Source organism: Bacillus sp. Leaf49 (assembly GCF_001426125.1).
Lineage (GTDB): Bacteria > Bacillota > Bacilli > Bacillales > Bacillaceae > Bacillus > Bacillus altitudinis.
In genome coordinates this window covers 1-16598 of record NZ_LMRK01000009.1, presented here as the reverse complement: position 1 = coordinate 16598, position 16598 = coordinate 1, and the positions used below count along the sequence as shown (strand labels likewise).

15 protein-coding genes are annotated in these 16598 nt (G+C 42.8%); 10 read left to right on the top strand and 5 right to left on the bottom strand.

Features of this window, described 5'->3' with window-relative positions:
- Positions 1–431: 431 nt before the first annotated feature.
- The 3 genes from ASG46_RS06155 to ASG46_RS06145 all read left to right on the top strand — a co-directional run bounded on the left by ASG46_RS06155 (position 432) and on the right by ASG46_RS06145 (position 3424).
- Positions 432–2066: a copper resistance CopC/CopD family protein gene (locus ASG46_RS06155; protein ID WP_045035020.1), complete on the top strand. Its 1635-nt coding sequence runs from the start codon at positions 432–434 to the stop codon at positions 2064–2066.
- Between the two features lie 16 nt (positions 2067–2082).
- A complete protein-coding gene (locus tag ASG46_RS06150) occupies positions 2083–2697 on the top strand; it encodes a YcnI family copper-binding membrane protein (protein WP_056703706.1) in 615 nt (204 codons plus the stop codon).
- 130 nt (positions 2698–2827) lie between these two features.
- A complete protein-coding gene (locus tag ASG46_RS06145; protein WP_056703704.1) occupies positions 2828–3424 on the top strand; it encodes an NAD(P)H-dependent oxidoreductase in 597 nt (198 codons plus the stop codon).
- A 45-nt stretch (positions 3425–3469) separates the two neighbouring features.
- On the opposite strand, the gene ASG46_RS06140 is transcribed toward ASG46_RS06145, so the two are convergent.
- The 3 genes from ASG46_RS06140 to gabT are packed head-to-tail and all read right to left on the bottom strand — an operon-like array spanning position 3470 to position 7565.
- Positions 3470–4864: an NAD-dependent succinate-semialdehyde dehydrogenase gene (locus ASG46_RS06140; RefSeq protein WP_056703700.1), complete on the bottom strand. Its 1395-nt coding sequence runs from the start codon at positions 4862–4864 to the stop codon at positions 3470–3472.
- Entirely contained in the window at positions 4839–6227 is a 1389-nt protein-coding gene (locus ASG46_RS06135; protein ID WP_039166214.1) for an APC family permease, read from the bottom strand. Before ASG46_RS06135 ends, ASG46_RS06140 begins: the two co-directional genes overlap by 26 nt.
- A 21-nt stretch (positions 6228–6248) precedes the next feature.
- On the bottom strand, positions 6249–7565 hold the full coding sequence (gene gabT / locus ASG46_RS06130; protein ID WP_056703697.1) for a 4-aminobutyrate--2-oxoglutarate transaminase: 1317 nt from the start codon (positions 7563–7565) through the stop codon (positions 6249–6251).
- 108 nt (positions 7566–7673) lie between these two features.
- On the opposite strand from gabT, the gene gabR reads away from it, so the two are divergent.
- On the top strand, positions 7674–9098 hold the full coding sequence (gabR, locus tag ASG46_RS06125; protein ID WP_056703694.1) for a MocR-like transcriptional regulator GabR: 1425 nt from the start codon (positions 7674–7676) through the stop codon (positions 9096–9098).
- 174 nt (positions 9099–9272) lie between these two features.
- Here gabR and ASG46_RS06120 read toward each other — a convergent pair whose 3' ends face one another.
- The gene (locus ASG46_RS06120; RefSeq protein ID WP_235562217.1) at positions 9273–9899 is read right to left on the bottom strand and encodes a LysR family transcriptional regulator; all 627 of its coding nucleotides are present in this window, start codon (positions 9897–9899) and stop codon (positions 9273–9275) included.
- A 96-nt stretch (positions 9900–9995) separates the two neighbouring features.
- On the opposite strand from ASG46_RS06120, the gene ASG46_RS06115 reads away from it, so the two are divergent.
- A complete protein-coding gene (locus ASG46_RS06115) occupies positions 9996–10547 on the top strand; it encodes a DUF4865 family protein (RefSeq protein WP_024720198.1) in 552 nt (183 codons plus the stop codon).
- A gap of 81 nt (positions 10548–10628) precedes the next feature.
- Here the strand turns inward: ASG46_RS06115 and ASG46_RS06110 are convergent, their stop codons facing one another.
- Positions 10629–10940, bottom strand: coding sequence for an ArsR/SmtB family transcription factor (locus ASG46_RS06110; protein WP_007498144.1), 312 nt, complete (start codon positions 10938–10940; stop codon positions 10629–10631).
- Positions 10941–11063: 123 nt separating this feature from the next.
- Here ASG46_RS06110 and ASG46_RS06105 point away from each other — a divergent pair, with 123 nt between their 5' ends.
- The 5 genes from ASG46_RS06105 (at position 11064) to ASG46_RS06085 (ending at position 16442) form a co-directional block, all read left to right on the top strand.
- Positions 11064–11438 carry a hypothetical protein gene (locus tag ASG46_RS06105; protein ID WP_056703693.1) on the top strand — a complete coding sequence of 125 codons (375 nt, stop codon included), beginning with the start codon at positions 11064–11066 and terminating at the stop codon, positions 11436–11438.
- 138 nt (positions 11439–11576) lie between these two features.
- The gene (locus ASG46_RS06100; RefSeq protein WP_224559208.1) at positions 11577–12443 is read left to right on the top strand and encodes a TetR/AcrR family transcriptional regulator; all 867 of its coding nucleotides are present in this window, start codon (positions 11577–11579) and stop codon (positions 12441–12443) included.
- Between the two features lie 16 nt (positions 12444–12459).
- The gene (locus ASG46_RS06095; protein ID WP_007498149.1) at positions 12460–13893 is read left to right on the top strand and encodes an MDR family MFS transporter; all 1434 of its coding nucleotides are present in this window, start codon (positions 12460–12462) and stop codon (positions 13891–13893) included.
- A gap of 174 nt (positions 13894–14067) precedes the next feature.
- A complete protein-coding gene (locus ASG46_RS06090; protein ID WP_019743158.1) occupies positions 14068–15444 on the top strand; it encodes an aspartate kinase in 1377 nt (458 codons plus the stop codon).
- Positions 15445–15596: 152 nt separating this feature from the next.
- Entirely contained in the window at positions 15597–16442 is an 846-nt protein-coding gene (locus tag ASG46_RS06085) for a GAF domain-containing protein (RefSeq protein ID WP_008347249.1), read from the top strand.
- Positions 16443–16598 lie beyond the last annotated feature (156 nt).

Below are 16598 nucleotides of genomic sequence, written 5' to 3'. Positions count from 1 at the left end.
GAAGCCCTTATACCTATCGTAAAACGCTTTCACTTTCCCTTCAATTGAAACTAAATGTCACTTTGTCACTTAGTGTGTGACAAAATTGAAAAATGATGTGAATTCTCTTTCAGATCATAGAAGATAGTGGCTGAAAAGGTGAATCAGCCGGCATTTTCTCGAAAATTCATTGGAATTTCACAACTTTCAAATGGTCACTTCTTGTTTCCTCTACTTAAATCGAATAGGCTTATATTGATCAAACATTCAAGAAACGTCTGCGCAGACAAGACATGACACAGAAAAAGTGAACCATCTTGCTATTTGTTTCGTTTACCTTTTAGAGTGGGCGGTACAATAGAAAGAGCGGTTTTTTCTGTGACTCACAGTTTACTGCCGCTTTCTTTCTTATACATGAGACATTTTCATAGGTAGAAAGGCGGTTATTCACATTGTTGAAATATCGTAAGTGGCTTCTGCTGCTTCTCTTCATGTTCTCATTTTTCATTCCAAAAGAAGCATTTGCTCATGCATATGTGGTGAGCTCAAATCCAGTAGCAAATGAAGAGCTGGATCAGCAGCCTCCTGCAGTCTCGATCACCTTTAGTGAAGGAATCGAAAGCGGATTTCATGCCATTAAGGTGTTCAATGCAAAAGGGGATCGTGTGGATCAAGGAGATACGGTCATCAAAGAGCAAAAGATCATGGAAGCAGCTTTAAAAAAGAATTTACCAAAAGGCATTTACACCATTCAGTGGAATGCAGTATCAGCCGATGGGCACTCTGTGTCTGGCATGATTCCGTTTAGTATCGGAAAAGCGGATGGAGGATTTGATCAATTAGATCAAGGACAATCAAGTGAATCCATTGATATGGCTTCAACCATTGACAAAGCCTTTCTGTATACGTCATTTAGCTTATTTCTTGGAACCATTTTATTTGGGCTTCTATGGTTTAAAGCGCCCATAACCGACGTTTTAGCTCGGCGAATGAAGCGACTCTTAACTGTTTCATTGATCATGATGGGCGGAGCACTCTTGTTCCAGCTGCCGATTCAAACTAAGTCAGCGGCAGACGTGTCCTTTTTAGGGGCATTTCAACCATCGCTTTTACAAGAAACCATTGCGTCGACTTCGGGTGGGAGTCTGTGGATGATGCTGATGGCGTCCTTTGTTCTTCTGATGATTTGGACGATTGTGGCGATGAAAAAAGGAATGTTCACTTCCTTTCGAGTATGGCTGTTCCCGCTGCTCATTTTCACTGTGCTCCTTTGGCTGAAAGCACAAATCGGTCATCCAGCCGCTACAGATAATAAAATACTGACAACGTCACTTGATTTCATTCATCTCGTTTCTGCATCTATTTGGGTCGGCGGCTTAACAGCCATTGTCCTTCTTTTGATGAAGAAACTGCCGAATGAAGATCAGCCGCTCATACGCAGCACCCTGACAGCTTTTCATCCGTGGGCACTGCTCTCAGTTGGACTGATTGTGTTTTCTGGGTTTGTGAATGCGATTTTTATTCTGCAATCATTTGATGCCCTTTTCCAATCAGCTTATGGACGCACCTTCTTAATCAAACTTGGTTTATTTATCATCATGGGTCTCCTTGGGCTCGTCCATTATTTGATGCTGAGATGGGAAAAGAAGCAGAAACGAAACGTATCTTTACGAGCAGAGTGGATCATTGGGATCGCTATTTTACTATTAACAGCCGTATTCACCAATATCCCAAGCCCTCCGCCGCCTGCACCAGAGCCATTCTTTGGAGCCAATCAGGTGGAGCATCGTGACCTTGTGTCTTTGAGCATTACCCCGAATGCTCCAGGTAAAAACACGTTCGAGGTGGCATTTACGAAGAAGGATGGACAAACGATCACAGACATTCAATCTGTGACAGCTAAGATCCACAAAGTCTCCTTGTTCGGTGATGAAACGCCAAACGAATTTCAGCTGAAACGATTAAAGAATGGACACTTCTCGGCTGAAAACCTCTTACTAAATGAAAAAGGCACTTGGAAAATTAACATTCATGCGTTAACTGGTTCTTTTGACAACATCGATACGACATTCATTAGAAGAAACTAAAAGGAGTTTATATGATATGAAAAAATACGTTAAAGCTTTATTACCAATGCTTCTCGCTTCATTTTTACTGGCGATTCCTGTAAGTGCACACGTGACAGTCAAACCTGATACATCTGCAACGAATGCTTGGGAAACCTATACGTTAAAAGTACCTTCTGAAAGCGACAGTCCGACAACAAAGGTTGTCATCACGATGCCTAAAGGCGTAGAATTCCAGCAATACGAGCCAGTGCCTGGCTGGAAAACAACAACTGAAGAGAAAAACGGAAAAGTCACAAGAGTCACTTGGGAAGCAACTGGCGATGGTGTTCTTGCTGGGCAGTTCCAGCAATTCGTGTTTGTCGCAAAAAACCCTGAAAAAGCCGGCGAAGCGGCATGGGATGCGTATCAATATTATAAGGATGGAACAGTAGTTGAATGGACTGGCGACAAGGACGCTGATAAGCCTCATTCGATCACAAACATTGTTGCGTCTAATACCGTAACGGATTCACATGGTCAAGAAAAACCAAAAGAAGAAAAGGCATCTGAAACAGCCTCTGCTTCTTCTTCACCACTTGTTCTTGGTCTGTCCATTGCAGCCTTAGTTGTGGCATTGATTGCACTTGGACTTACTTTTAGAAAGAAATAAACCTTACATGAGCGATCGTTTTTTCAAGCGGTCGCTTTTTATTTTCCCAACCTATCATTTCCAATATAGGATTGAATAGGATACTCGTGCATGCCATAATGAGACACATGACCACCTAGGAGGCTATGAGATGAACCATCTAATCATATTTGCTCATCCCCAGCAAAGCTTAAATCAAACCCTATTAGATCTTGTTGTAAGCACTCTTTTGAACAATGGTCATGATGTGACAGTTCGTGATGTGTATGCCATTGGCTTTCCGCCAGAGCTGACAACAGCAGAAAAGGCTGCCATGAAAAATGGGTATGTGCCGGTACCGGTTCAAAGAGAGCAGAAGCTGATTCAACAAGCTGATGTCCTCACGTTTATCTTTCCAATATGGTGGACAGGCTTGCCGGCGATGCTAAAGGGTTATGTAGAGCGCGTTTTTTCAGAGGGGTTTGCGTATGAGATCAATGAAAACGGAGTGGTGAAAAATCTGCTTCGAGACAAAAAAGGGGTCATTATTAATACGCATGATGCACCGAGGACCTTTCTTGATTCAAATATGATCATCACCCCCAGCCATCAGATGACGACAGATACAGCCGCCTTCGATCTGATCGGCGTTGAGCCAGTCGAACGGCTCTTGTTCAGCAGCATGGAACAAGCATCTGCAGACGACATCCACGAGATTCTCAAAGAAACAAAAGAAACGGTGGATCAACTTTTCCCACCGGCTGTTTAACATAAAAAAGACTGCCGAGACTTCTCGGACAGTCTTTTTCACATGTTATTCATCTAAACCAATTGACACATACTTCGTTTCTAAATAAGGTTCGATGCCTTCGATGCCGCCTTCACGGCCAATACCGCTCTCTTTCATACCGCCGAAAGGTGCCTGCACGGCGGATGGTCCCCCGTCATTCCAGCCAATAATCCCGTAATCTAGATTCTCAGATATATAGAGACCATTGCGGTAATTCTCTGTAAAGAAATAAGCCGCAAGTCCAAAAGGTGTATCATTTGCTAATTCAATGGCTTCATCTAAAGTGCTAAATGTCGTAATTGGTGCAACTGGACCAAACGTCTCTTCATGCATAATGTTCATGGAAGGGTCGACATGAGTTAGCACCGTCGGCTGAACAAAATAATACGACTTCTCCTCGTCAAAATGTGTATCGCCGCCGACAAGAACTTTCGCCCCTTTATCCACAGCATCTTGAATTTGGTCGACAATTTTATTAAAGCCTCGCTTATTAATAATTGGTCCGATGGACGTTCCTTCCTCAAACCCATTTCCTACTTTCAGCTTTTCCACTTCTTTGCTAAAGCTTTGCGCAAATGCTTCATGAATTTCTTCATGGACGATTAATCGGTTGGCACAAACACAGGTCTGGCCTGCATTACGGAATTTAGATGCCACTGCTTGTTTCACAGCCAATTCAAGGTTGGCGTCCTTATCGACGATCAGCGGGGCATGACCGCCAAGTTCCATAGAAACGTGTTTCACTGTGCTCGCACTGTTTTTGATGAGATGTTTTCCAACTGGTGTTGAGCCAGTAAACGTGATCTTGCGGATCAATGGACTATCTGTGAAGATTTCCCCCACTTCTTTTCCATCTCCAATCACCCATTGCAAGGCATCCTCTGGAATTCCGGCTTCATGGCCTAATTTCACAAGCTCAATGGCCGTAAGCGGCGTGTCTTCAGCAGGTTTCACGATAAACGTACAGCCCGCCGCAAGCGCTGGTGCCGCCTTCCTTGTAATCATCGCCGCAGGGAAATTCCACGGTGTAATGGCCGCAACAGGACCGACTGGCTGCTTTGTGACAAATAGGCGTTTGTTTGTCGTATGAGACGGGATCGTTCTGCCGTAAATCCGCTTTGCTTCCTCTGCGTACCACTCAATATATCCAGCGGCATAGACGATTTCCCCTAATGCTTCTTGATACGGCTTCCCGTTTTCTTCTGTGATGATTTTTGCAAGCCTTTCTTTATGCTCGATCATGAGATCAAACCACTTGCGAATGATATTTGCACGTTCATGAGCTGACGTTTTTGCCCATGTTTTGAATGCTTTGTGTGAGCGAGTGATCGCATCTTCAATCTGTTCTTTTGTATGCTGAGCAACTGAGGCAATTTCTTCTCCGGTTGCAGGATTATACACTTTGAGTTCGTTTGTCATGCTCTATCTTCTCCTTCGTTCTTGGATTCATTACATATAGTATATACCCAATGAGTGCCCAACCTAAAAGCAAAATCCATTCAGCTGGCCATGACAAGGAAGCCGGCATCCCTGGAAAATAAAATGAAAGAAAAAGGAGACTGAGTCCAATGGCAAAAACGCCGGTCGTCCGCCAATATTTAATGCGGTATGGACGCTCAAGCTCAGGTTCTGTCTTGCGAAGTCTCATAAAGGCAATGGACACAATCAAATACCCAACGATGATGCCCACACCGCCTGCATTGACAATCCACACGAGGGCAGGTCGGCCTAGTAATGGTGCAAAAAAGGCCAATGCACCTAAGAACAAAATGGCATTTGTCGGAGTTTTATACTTCGGATGAATATACGCAAACCATTTGGAAATCATGCCTCTTTCCGCCATTGCGTAGAGGATACGGCTTGCACCAATGATAAAAGCATTCCAGCTCGTTACGATACCTGCTACACCGCCAATGACAAGCACAGTCCCAAACGCCTGATGACCAAGAAGCTGTACCATGGCATCTGCTGTTGCTAGTGATGAAGCCTCAAGTTGACCTTTTGACAATCCTGCCGCTACTCCAAAGACAATGAGTAGATAAAATACAACCGCACTCACAATGGAGATAATCAAAATTCTCCCGATGATTTTCTTCGGTGCGTTAATCTCCGCCGCTACCTGCGGGATGACATCAAACCCAACGAATAAAAAGGGAATCATCACTAACACAGCCATCAGACCGCCAACCCCGCCTTGAAACATCGGCTCAAGGTTTGCAAAATCTCCATTAAATGTAGCTCCGCCTAATAGAAGAAAACCTGTCAGGATAATGGCCACTGTGAACACCGATTGAAAAATGGCAGCAGGCTTTGCGCCAATGTAGTTCAGAGCTGTTAAAAACAGCGCACCACCTGATCCAATCAATACCCATGTAAAGTAAACATCCCATCCTCCTATATTCCATAGGAAACCAACATGCTGTGTTGGAATGACATAGTCAATGACTGTCGGAAGTGCGACCGCTTCAAACGTAATCACGGACACATAACCGAACAATACGCCCCATGCGGAGACAAACGCTGATTTGATCCCAAATGCCCGCTGGACAAAGACGAGTCCTCCGCCTGTTTCTGGAATCGCAGAGGAAAGCTCTGCATACGTTAGTCCAATAAAGATGACGAGAATGCCCCCTATGACAAAGGCAATCACACTTCCTAAAAATCCAGCTGTTAAAATCCAATCTCCCGAAAGTACAACCCAGCCCCAGCCAAGCATTGCACCAATGGATAAAAACAGTACGTCTGACTGCGACATGGTTTTAGCCATTTGTTGTTTTTGCATACAACCATCCCCCTTTGTTGTTTAGCGTGCTGTGAAGGCGTCTTCGATCATCCCTAGTCCTTCTTGCAGCAGCTCATCTGTGATGACAAGTGGTGTTAAAAAGCGAATAATATTCCCATTGATCCCTGCCGTTAATAAGAGTAGTCCGTGCTTGTTTGCATAGGCTGCAATCGCTGCGGCTGTCTTCTTATCTGGTGTACGCGTTTTTTGATCTTCCACAATTTCAATGGCCGCCATTGCCCCTAATCGCCGGACTTCCCCGATGAATGAATACTGACTTCTCCACTCATTCGCTTTGTCCTCAATGACTTGTCCAATGTGTTCAGATCGTTCATTCAGTTGTTCTGTTTCAATAATATCAAGTACAGCCAAAGCCGCCACACAGCCTAATGGACTGCCAGCATACGTCCCCCCTAGCTCCCCTGGGTCCGCTGCATCAAGTAATTCTTTTCTGCCAACAACACCGCTCAGCGGCAGGCCAGCTGCAAGTGATTTTGACACAGTGATTAAGTCTGGCACCACATCGAAGTGTTCAATCGCAAAGTATTTCCCTGTTCTTGCGAATCCTGTTTGGATCTCATCTGCCACGAATACGATTCCATGCTGCTGACAGAATGAAGCGACGTGCTGGACAAAACGCTTCGATGGTACAATGAATCCGCCCTCCCCTTGGACTGGCTCCATCACCACACAAGCGACTGTTTCTGGTGCAACGGTTGCGACAAAGAATTGATTGAACTGATCAATGATGTATTCGTCGTAGGCTGCATCGCTTAATCCTTCAGGTTTTTGATAGTAATAAGGATACGGCGCTTGATACACCTCTGACGCAAATGGTCCGAATCCAAATTTATAAGGCTTGACCTTGCTTGTCATGCTCATCGTCATATTCGTTCTTCCGTGGAACCCTCTTGTAAAAGAGACAACCGCTTGTCTTTTCGTATATTTACGGGCAATTTTCACTGCGTTTTCAACTGCTTCTGCACCTGAATTTAAGAAAATGGCTTTTTTGTCGTGGTCGCCTGGTGTGAGGTGGCATAGTTTTTCTGCCAATTCGATATAGGATTCGTACATCATGACATTAAATCCTGGGTGAATCAGGCTCTCTGCCTGTGCTTTGACTGCTTCCACAACCTTTGGATGGGAGTGTCCTACATTTAATGTACCGATGGCGCCTGCAAAATCGATAAAACGATTGCCATCAATATCGAAAAGCTCGGCTCCCTTCCCTTTCGCTGCAAGATGACGGTTGCCATTACTTACGCCTCTTGCGACGTATTGATCTCTTTTCCCCTGCCATTCCTCTGTTGAAAAACGGTTTGTTGTCGTTTGACTCATTGTCATCCATCCCCTTTATGTCTTTTTTATTATTCTGAATATTTTTTGGTATGATAGAAAGTACCAATATCATTTTTTTCATGGTACCAGAGAGGATGGAATGACGAGATGCTGACAATTCAACTAGATCAAACAGGGGAAAACGGGTTTATTTATCATCAAATTTATACAAAAATTAAAGAGGAAATTTTAAACCGCAACCTGCAACCACACGATCAATTACCGTCTAAACGAGAGTTAGCAGATAATTTAAACGTCAGCGTCAATTCAGTGAATGGCGCCTATCAGCAGCTGCTTGCCGAGGGATATTTATATTCAGTTGAACGGAAAGGCTTTTTTGTGGAATCACTGGAAACATTTCATGAATCAGGTCAACTGAAACCCTCTTCCCTTCCAGCGGATTTAAAAGAGAATCCGATTGAGCGAGATGACTGGTATTCCTTTTCACATATTTCTGTTGATACAGCCAATTTTCCTTTTAAAAGCTGGCTGAAAAGTGAGCAAAAAGCGATTCATCTCCACCAAGAAGCCTTTGGTGAGCTGCCGCACCCACAAGGCGTCTATGAACTACGGGAAACGATTGCCCGGCTGATTGGACTTGCACGAGGGGTCAAATGCTACCCTGAACAGCTCATTTTAAGTGCGGGTACACAGTCACTCATTCATTCATTATCTAGCATCCTTCCAGCTGATCAAATATATGGATTAGAAAACCCCGGCTATCGCAGACTGTATCAAATGCTGAAAAACAATCATCACCGGATTGAAACGATTGGCATTGATCGAAAAGGGGTGCGGATGAGCGATATTCAGAAGAAAGAGCCAAATGTCTTGATCATTACGCCTTCTCATCAGTTCCCAACAGGGGTGATCATGCCGATTTCCCGGCGGATACAGCTGTTAAACTGGGCGGCTGATCAGCCAGACCGCTATATCATTGAGGACGATTATGACAGTGAATTTAAGTACGGTACAGACAGCATACCGGCGCTGCAGAGCCTTGACCGCTATGACAAAGTCATTTATATGGGGACCTTTTCGAAATCATTGCTGCCCGGCTTGAGGATCAGCTACATGGTGCTGCCACAGCATTTATTAAGACGCTATAAAGAAGAACAGCACTTTTTTATTCAAACGGCCAATCTCTTTACACAATACACCCTTCTTTATTTTATAAAAGATGGCGCCTATCAGCGGCATATTAAAAGAATGAATGGGCTATATGAGGAAAAACGAAAACAACTCATTGGAGAGCTCGATACTGTCTTTCGTGACAATGTAAGGATTATCGGGGAAAATGCAGGGCTGCATTTTATCGCAGAGTTCCGTTCAAACCGCACGCAGCATGAGATTTTACAACGTGCCAAAGATCGAAAGCTGAAAATGTACGGGATGGACCGTTTTACCCTTGATGAGCATGTGCCTGGTCACAAAGAAGGTTTTGTCCCACTCGTCCTCGGTTTCTCTCATATGCGGCCAGAGGATATTAAGCCAGCGGTGAAACGCCTGTATGACTCGATTTATGGGAAATAAAACAGCTCATGTAGATGAATCGTGGCGCTCCTTTGACGGGACTAAACCCACAGAGGAGTGTTACGATCACATTCTTTCATAAACGTAATAGTTGATGTGAATATTTTTTTCTAGCAATTTCACGAGTGTTTGAAGGCTTTTTAAGTTGGGTGGAAGTAACGCAATACCATCTCCCTATTCAACGATTTTGATCATTCCTTCAAACGAATCTAACTCAAATAGGGTTCGATCACCCAGCATACGTCTGGCCTCATGTCTTAATGGGCAAAGCTGATCACGATTCACGACCAATGAAATATCATCATCGTATATCTCTTTAGATTTTCCATATACGTTCAATGCCAAGCTCTTTACCTCTTTTAATTGATATTCCGCTTTTTCCATTTGATTAAAAGAAATAATTTGATCATACACATCCTCTGTTAATTTTTTGTTGATCGTACTTGATGAAGCAATGATAAAATCAGTGGCTTGAATATCCTCTAAAATATGCTGCTCGTATAAAACGGTAAATAGAAGCTCAGAGCATAAAACGGTCTTTTTCTTTGAAGTCAATTTTTGTTGAATGTCCTTCGTTTCTTTTACGATTTTTTGAGCGTATTGATAAAATAAATCCCCCTGTCCTGTTGAACTGATTCCATGATGATGCCGGATAAAAAATGTTGCATCATATAAAGTTTCAAGCGCTTTGATTCTTTGAGAAATATTGGATTGCGCATACCCTAAAGCTTTAGCCGCTTGATTAATCGATTCTTTTTGATACACCTCTATAAAAATAATCAAATCATTTATATTCAACATGATCACCTATCACTTTTTGTGATAACAATAACACAAATATGTATTATTCAACTGGTTTGAAGTCGATTATGATGGCTATTGAAAGGGAGTGTTTCTATGCATGCCATGCAATATCATGTGGATCTGCCTGCAGATTATGATATGAATATCATTAGAAAAAGAGTACGAAACAATGGATGGAAAACAGATGGATATCAGGATTTATTATTTAAAGCTTATTTGATCACTGAAAAAGACAAACATAGGAGTTTACACAATGGCTATTGCCCATTGTATATTTGGAAACAATCTGAGGGCATGACGGATTTTGTGTTTAAGGGGTCATTTGATCATATTTTACGTTCTTTTGGCTGGAAACAAATCAATATTGGCATCACGTATTCCGTTCATTTAACAGATGATTTTCATCGTAGCACATTCGTTCTTGAAGAGTATGTGACGATTCATCCTACTGATTGCCTGGAAAACCTAGATATCGCTCATCTCTTTTCCCATTTTAACGACAATAAGGGGGAAGTCATCGTATATAACCCCGATAAATGGAAATGCGTCAAATATTCTTTTCTAGACTCATTGCCAGTGAATATAGAGAAGCAAATTCACACTTATGAGATTATCCATCTGTCTATGGATCATTCAATGGCCTAATTCCGTTTTACACGAGACGCATCACAAATCCCCAAGGTTACAATGCCTTGGGGATTTGTCATTTATTGATGCAAAATTCTCTTACCACCGCTCCTTGTCTACAGCTAATACGGATGACAAGAGGCCTGGAAAAGCGGTATCAATGTCATCCTTTCTGAGAGAGTAGTAACGGTGCTTCCCGTCAATTCTCACTTTCACGATGCCTGCCTCTCTTAGTACTTTAAAGTGATGCGACAGCGTGGATTTGGCAATGTTCATATGATACGTACCACATGTCCTCTCACCCGCTTCTGCTAAGCAGCGGACAATTTCCAGCCGAACAGGGTCAGCCAATGCTTGCAGCACAGAAATGAGTCTCATGTTTTCTTGGGTTGGATGATTTGGATTATTCATACGATAAATGTATCGTATTTTGTTCTAACATACAATCTCGTTACTCGCCTATGACATTGTAACGCGACAACCTTTGGAAACGACTATGACTCATAGACACTATTTTGAAGGGAAGAACCTTATTTGACACGTATAATATGGACTTGCTTATTCATGCTCTTATTGGCAACGAGCTTATGCGCCTGCCAATCTGTTCAGCAATTTGAGTCAAAACCACCTAGTGCAGAAGAGTTATTAGCTCTCGATCCACAGGCAGATTTATTTCAATGGGAAGAAACGATCTATGAAACAAACATAGATTGGACAAAATCATTAAATGTAACAAAACATCAGCAAGTAGGTGTCATTCAGAAAACAGCTGCCACACATTTTGAACATGGAACAGCTTCTCGGTTGAAAAAAGGAACACCTATTTACTCTGTCAAGGAGCGGGAAGACCTTTTGATCATCGAACGTAACGGACAGATCCACATATATGCCGCACATGCGGAAGGATAAATACCTGTCATTGGGACAGGTATTTTTTTAAGTTCATTTTCTTGTCATGTGCCATTGGTTTTGTTATCATAGCAAAAGTGACCACTCGGTTTCCATTGTGACCATATGGTTTTGCCGATTCGGAAAGGACTTATGAAGATGAACGAAAAGCAAGAAGAGATTTTGCGGGTGTCGAAGAAATTATTTTCTCAAAAAGGCTATATGAGTGTCTCCATGCAGTCAATTGCTGATGCCTGTAAAATATCAAAAGCGTCTATTTATAAACTGTTTGATTCAAAGGAAGCTCTTCTATTGGAACTGATTAAATACAATCAGCGCAAAATGAGAGAGATTTCTCAGATCATTCATTCCGAAACGACGCTGTCCAAAAAGGAAAAATTCACAAAAAAGATTAAGCTTGAGCTTGAAGAGTTTAAAGAGAATCATAAATTTTTGAATATGCTGTCCTTTGAAGCTTTTTCACAGCATTCGCCCATCGTCATTAAGCATTTACGTGAGACACGCTCCATTATCATGCAGCGGCACAGAGACATCATTTTAAGCACATATGGTGAATCTGTTGCGCCTTATGTGTGGGATCTTGTGATTGTCCTCAACGGATTAATGAGAGAATTCATCTTGATGTTGGCGATTGAGCACAAGAACATCCAATTAGAAAATGCCGCCGAAATGATCATCGGTGTGATGGACCGTGTATCAATAAAGCCTTGCTCCATTGAGCCTGTGTTAACAGATCAGCTGATGGACTCTTATTTGCTTTCCACACAGGAAGAATATGATGAAGAAAAGCTTGTCATCTCGTACTTAACAAAGATGAAACAAGAGCTTCACACACTCTCAAATGGAGAAGAAAAGGACGATCTCCTCTCTGCGTTTGAACTGCTGAGTCAAGAACTGTCAAAGGACCAACCGAGAACCTTTTTAATCAGCTCATTGCTTGATTATTTAGGCAAACACAGCGTTTTATCTCAAAACGTGTCACAGCTGAAAAGCATTATTTTATAGATAAAGAAGGGATAATATGAACCAATCAACAACATCGTATAACCGGTCTGTGATTGTTGGGATTTTCCTCGTTGGGGCGTTCGTTGCGATCTTAAACCAAACGCTTCTCATTCCAGCGATCCCGCATATCATGGAGGAATTCAATATCGATGTCAGTAAAGGCCAATGGCTGACCACAGCCTTTATGCTGACAAACGGGATTCTCATCCCAATTACGGCCTTTTTAATTGAGAAATTTTCAAGCCGTTCCTTAGTCTTAACGGCTCTTAGCATTTTTACAGCAGGTACCATTCTTGCTTCGTTCGCCACGAATTTCCCGGTGCTACTTGCAGCACGTATCGTGCAGGCAGCTGGCGCAGGGATTTTGATGCCGCTCATGCAAACGATCTTTTTAACCATTTTCCCAAAAGAAAAACGCGGGCAAGCCATGGGTATGGTCGGACTAGTGATTTCATTCGCACCGGCGCTTGGACCAACACTTGGCGGCTGGATTGTCGATTCCTTTAGCTGGAAGTTCTTATTCTATATTGTTCTTCCAATCGGTATTATTGATCTCATTCTTGCTTTCTTCTTAATGAAAAATGTCACACAGCAAAGAGACACTCGTATCGATGTCTTATCGGTGATCCTGTCTTCCTTCGGATTCGGCGGACTGCTGTACGGATTTTCAAGTGTCGGAACGTATGGCTGGACGAGTGCGACCGTTCTGATTTCACTCATTGTCGGCGCTGTGAGCTTGTTCTTCTTTATCCTGCGTCAGTCGAATTTGAAAAGACCGATGCTTGAGTTTGGCGTCTTTAAGTTTGCAATCTTTAGCTTAACGACCTTCCTCGGTATGCTCGTCTTTGCTTTACTGATTGGAACAGAGACGATTCTGCCGCTCTATACGCAGAATGTCAGAGGGTTATCTGCCCTTGATACAGGACTGATCTTATTGCCAGGGGCTCTCTTTATGGGATTCCTATCACCGATTATCGGACGAATTTTTGACAAAGTAGGCGGTAAAGGGCTGGCTCTAGGCGGGTTTACGATATTAGCTGTCACTTCCCTGCCATTTATGATGCTGAGCCTTGATTCATCGATTACCCTCATTACAGTGGCCTACACGCTTCGCTTAATCGGGGTTGGGATGATCATGATGCCGCTGACAACAGCCGGTATTAACTCGTTACCACCGCATTTGATTCCGCACGGGACAGCAATGAATAATACGATGAGACAAATGGGCGGCTCTATCGGGACGGCTGTGCTTGTCTCCATTATGAGCAGCTCTGCTGCCAATGCAGCATTATCCGATCCAATGAAGTCAGCCGTTCATGGCATGAATACGTCATTTATCGTGTCTGGTGCTATTGCGGTCATTGGACTCGTCCTTTCATTCTTCTTAAAAGAAAAACGTAAAAACAAAGTGATGAAGCAGGAGCTATCTTCTTCGTCCTCTTCTTCATAAAGACAAAGAGCTCGGCATATCGCCGGCTCTTTTTTCATCTATTCACACATAACGTCCTCCCCAAAAATACATTTGTTCATTCAGAGAAGAAAAACCTTGATAATTTGAAGAAAAGAGTTGATAATAGAAACTATTCAATTTGTGAGAAAATTTTTACTATAGGAGATGTATGCATTGAAGGTCGTTAAATTTGGTGGCAGTTCTCTTGCTTCTGGCAAGCAGCTGCAAAAGGTATTTGACATTGTCACAGCAGATCCAGCTCGAAAAGCAGTCGTTGTTTCCGCACCAGGAAAACGGCATTCAACGGATACGAAGGTCACCGATCTATTAATTAGCTGCGGTGAACAATATTTACGTTTAGGTGAAGCACACGACTTACAAGAAGCTGTCATCGAGCGATATGCCTCGATTGCGGATGAGCTGGGGTTAGGTGATGACATTATTGACACCATCCGGCAAGATGTAAACACGTTATTACAGGCTGATTCTTCTCATCCTGAGCGTTATCTTGATGCGATTAAAGCAAGCGGTGAAGATAATAACGCAAAGCTGATTGCAGCCTACTTTCAGCATCAAGGCGTCGAAGCGCACTATGTGAATCCAAAAGAAGCCGGTCTATTTGTCAGCGACGAGCCTGGTCAAGCGCAAGTCCTTCCAGAATCGTATGATCATTTGTACAAATTAAGAGAACGCTCTGGCATCATTGTGTTCCCTGGCTTTTTCGGTTTTAGTCTAGCGGGTGATATCGTCACTTTTTCCCGCAGTGGATCAGACATTACCGGCTCCATTTTGGCAAATGGACTGAAGGCAGATGTGTATGAAAACTTTACGGATGTGGATGCAGTCTACGCCGTCAATCCAACGATCGTTCATGAACCAAAGGAAATCACAGAGCTGACGTATCGTGAAATGCGTGAACTGTCCTATGCGGGTTTTTCTGTATTTCATGATGAGGCACTTATTCCAGCCTTTCGGGCAGGCATTCCTGTTCAGATTAAGAACACCAATAATCCAGCGGCCAAAGGCACGAAAATTGTAAATCAACGGGATCATACGAATGGCCCTGTTGTGGGAATCGCATCAGACAATGGATTTTGCAGTATTTATATCAGTAAGTATTTGATGAACCGAGAAGTGGGCTTTGGACGTAAGGTGTTGCAAACGTTAGAGGAATATGGACTTACGTATGAACACGTGCCTTCTGGCATTGATGATATGACCATTATTTTAAGGCAGGATCAGCTGGAGGAGCAGCAGATTGAACAAGAGCTTTTAGACCGATTAAAGCTTGTGCTTGATGCAGATGAAGTGGTTCTAGAACGGAACCTCTCGCTTATTATGGTCGTAGGAGAAGCGATGCGTCATAATGTTGGTACAACAGCAAGAGCGGCAAAAGCGCTGTCAAAAGCCAAAGTGAATATTGAAATGATCAACCAAGGCTCTTCAGAGGTGAGCATGATGTTTGGCGTCAAAGCGGCTCAAGAAAAAGAAGCCGTTCAAGCCTTATATGAGGAATTTTTCTCTATGTCCACGGTGCCTGTCTCCATTTAATCAGCAGACTGTCAGATCTCCGGATCGGCAGTCTTTTTGATCTCGCACGATTTGCGCATTAAAGTATATCTATTTCTCGTTTGATTTTGTATGATAGAGACAAATCAACTATTGTTCCGGCCATTGATCGGAGCTACAAGGAGTCCTAATCCATGCCTCGTCAACAACTATTAAAACAGTTTCGCAATTTTCATGATGCTTCTACAAGTATTTTAAACATGATGAGTCAATTCATTCATGTGAATACACTGTTTATTGCTAAAAATGATCAAAACACCAATCAGATTGTGAAGGTGCTAAATCATGACGAGCAGCTTCTTGAAGAAGGGGAAGAAAATCCTTACGAGAAGACATTTTGCAAGCTGGCGGTCGATCATCGCGATACGCTGTTGATCCCTGATATCCGCTTGGACGAGCGTTCAAAAAACTTAGACGTCACGAAACAGCTGCAAGGCGGCTCATTTATTGGGGTTCCCATCGATTTTACTGATGGTACGAACTATGGAACAATTTGTGGACTTGATCTAAGGCCGCAGCAATTTACAGAAGAGCATGTTCATATGTTTGAAACGATGGCATCTTTGTTGAGTTACGTCTTAGAACTCGACCAGGCCAATCGGCAGATTCAGCAATTATCTGTACCGATCGTACCTGTTGTTGACGGTGTCGCCGTGCTCCCTCTTCTTGGTGATATCGAAGAGACACGTGCGCAGCATATTTTAGAAACCATTTTACAGGAAAGCTACAGGCTGTCGCTCTCTCATTTGGTCATTGATGTTTCAGGGACAAAACGACTCAATGAACAAAGCATTCAATACTTGGTCAGCTATGCGCAAACGTTAAGACTTTTAGGCATTTCAGCTGTTTTAACAGGAATTAAGCAAGACCTTGCGCTGAGTGCGATTCAATCGAATATTTCATTTAAAGACATTACCATTCGTAAGGATTTACCGCAGGCACTTGCTCATATCGGCTTAACGTTCTCCAAAACAGAATAAATGATGATACACCAAAAAGGGCTAAACCGAGTTTAGCCCTCAGATTGTAGAGAAACTCATGTTTTTCTACAATCTTTTTTATTTTCACCATCATTATGATAGATGAGATTGAAGGAAAAACATGAAAAAGGCCTCCCACACACCTATCCTAGCTTT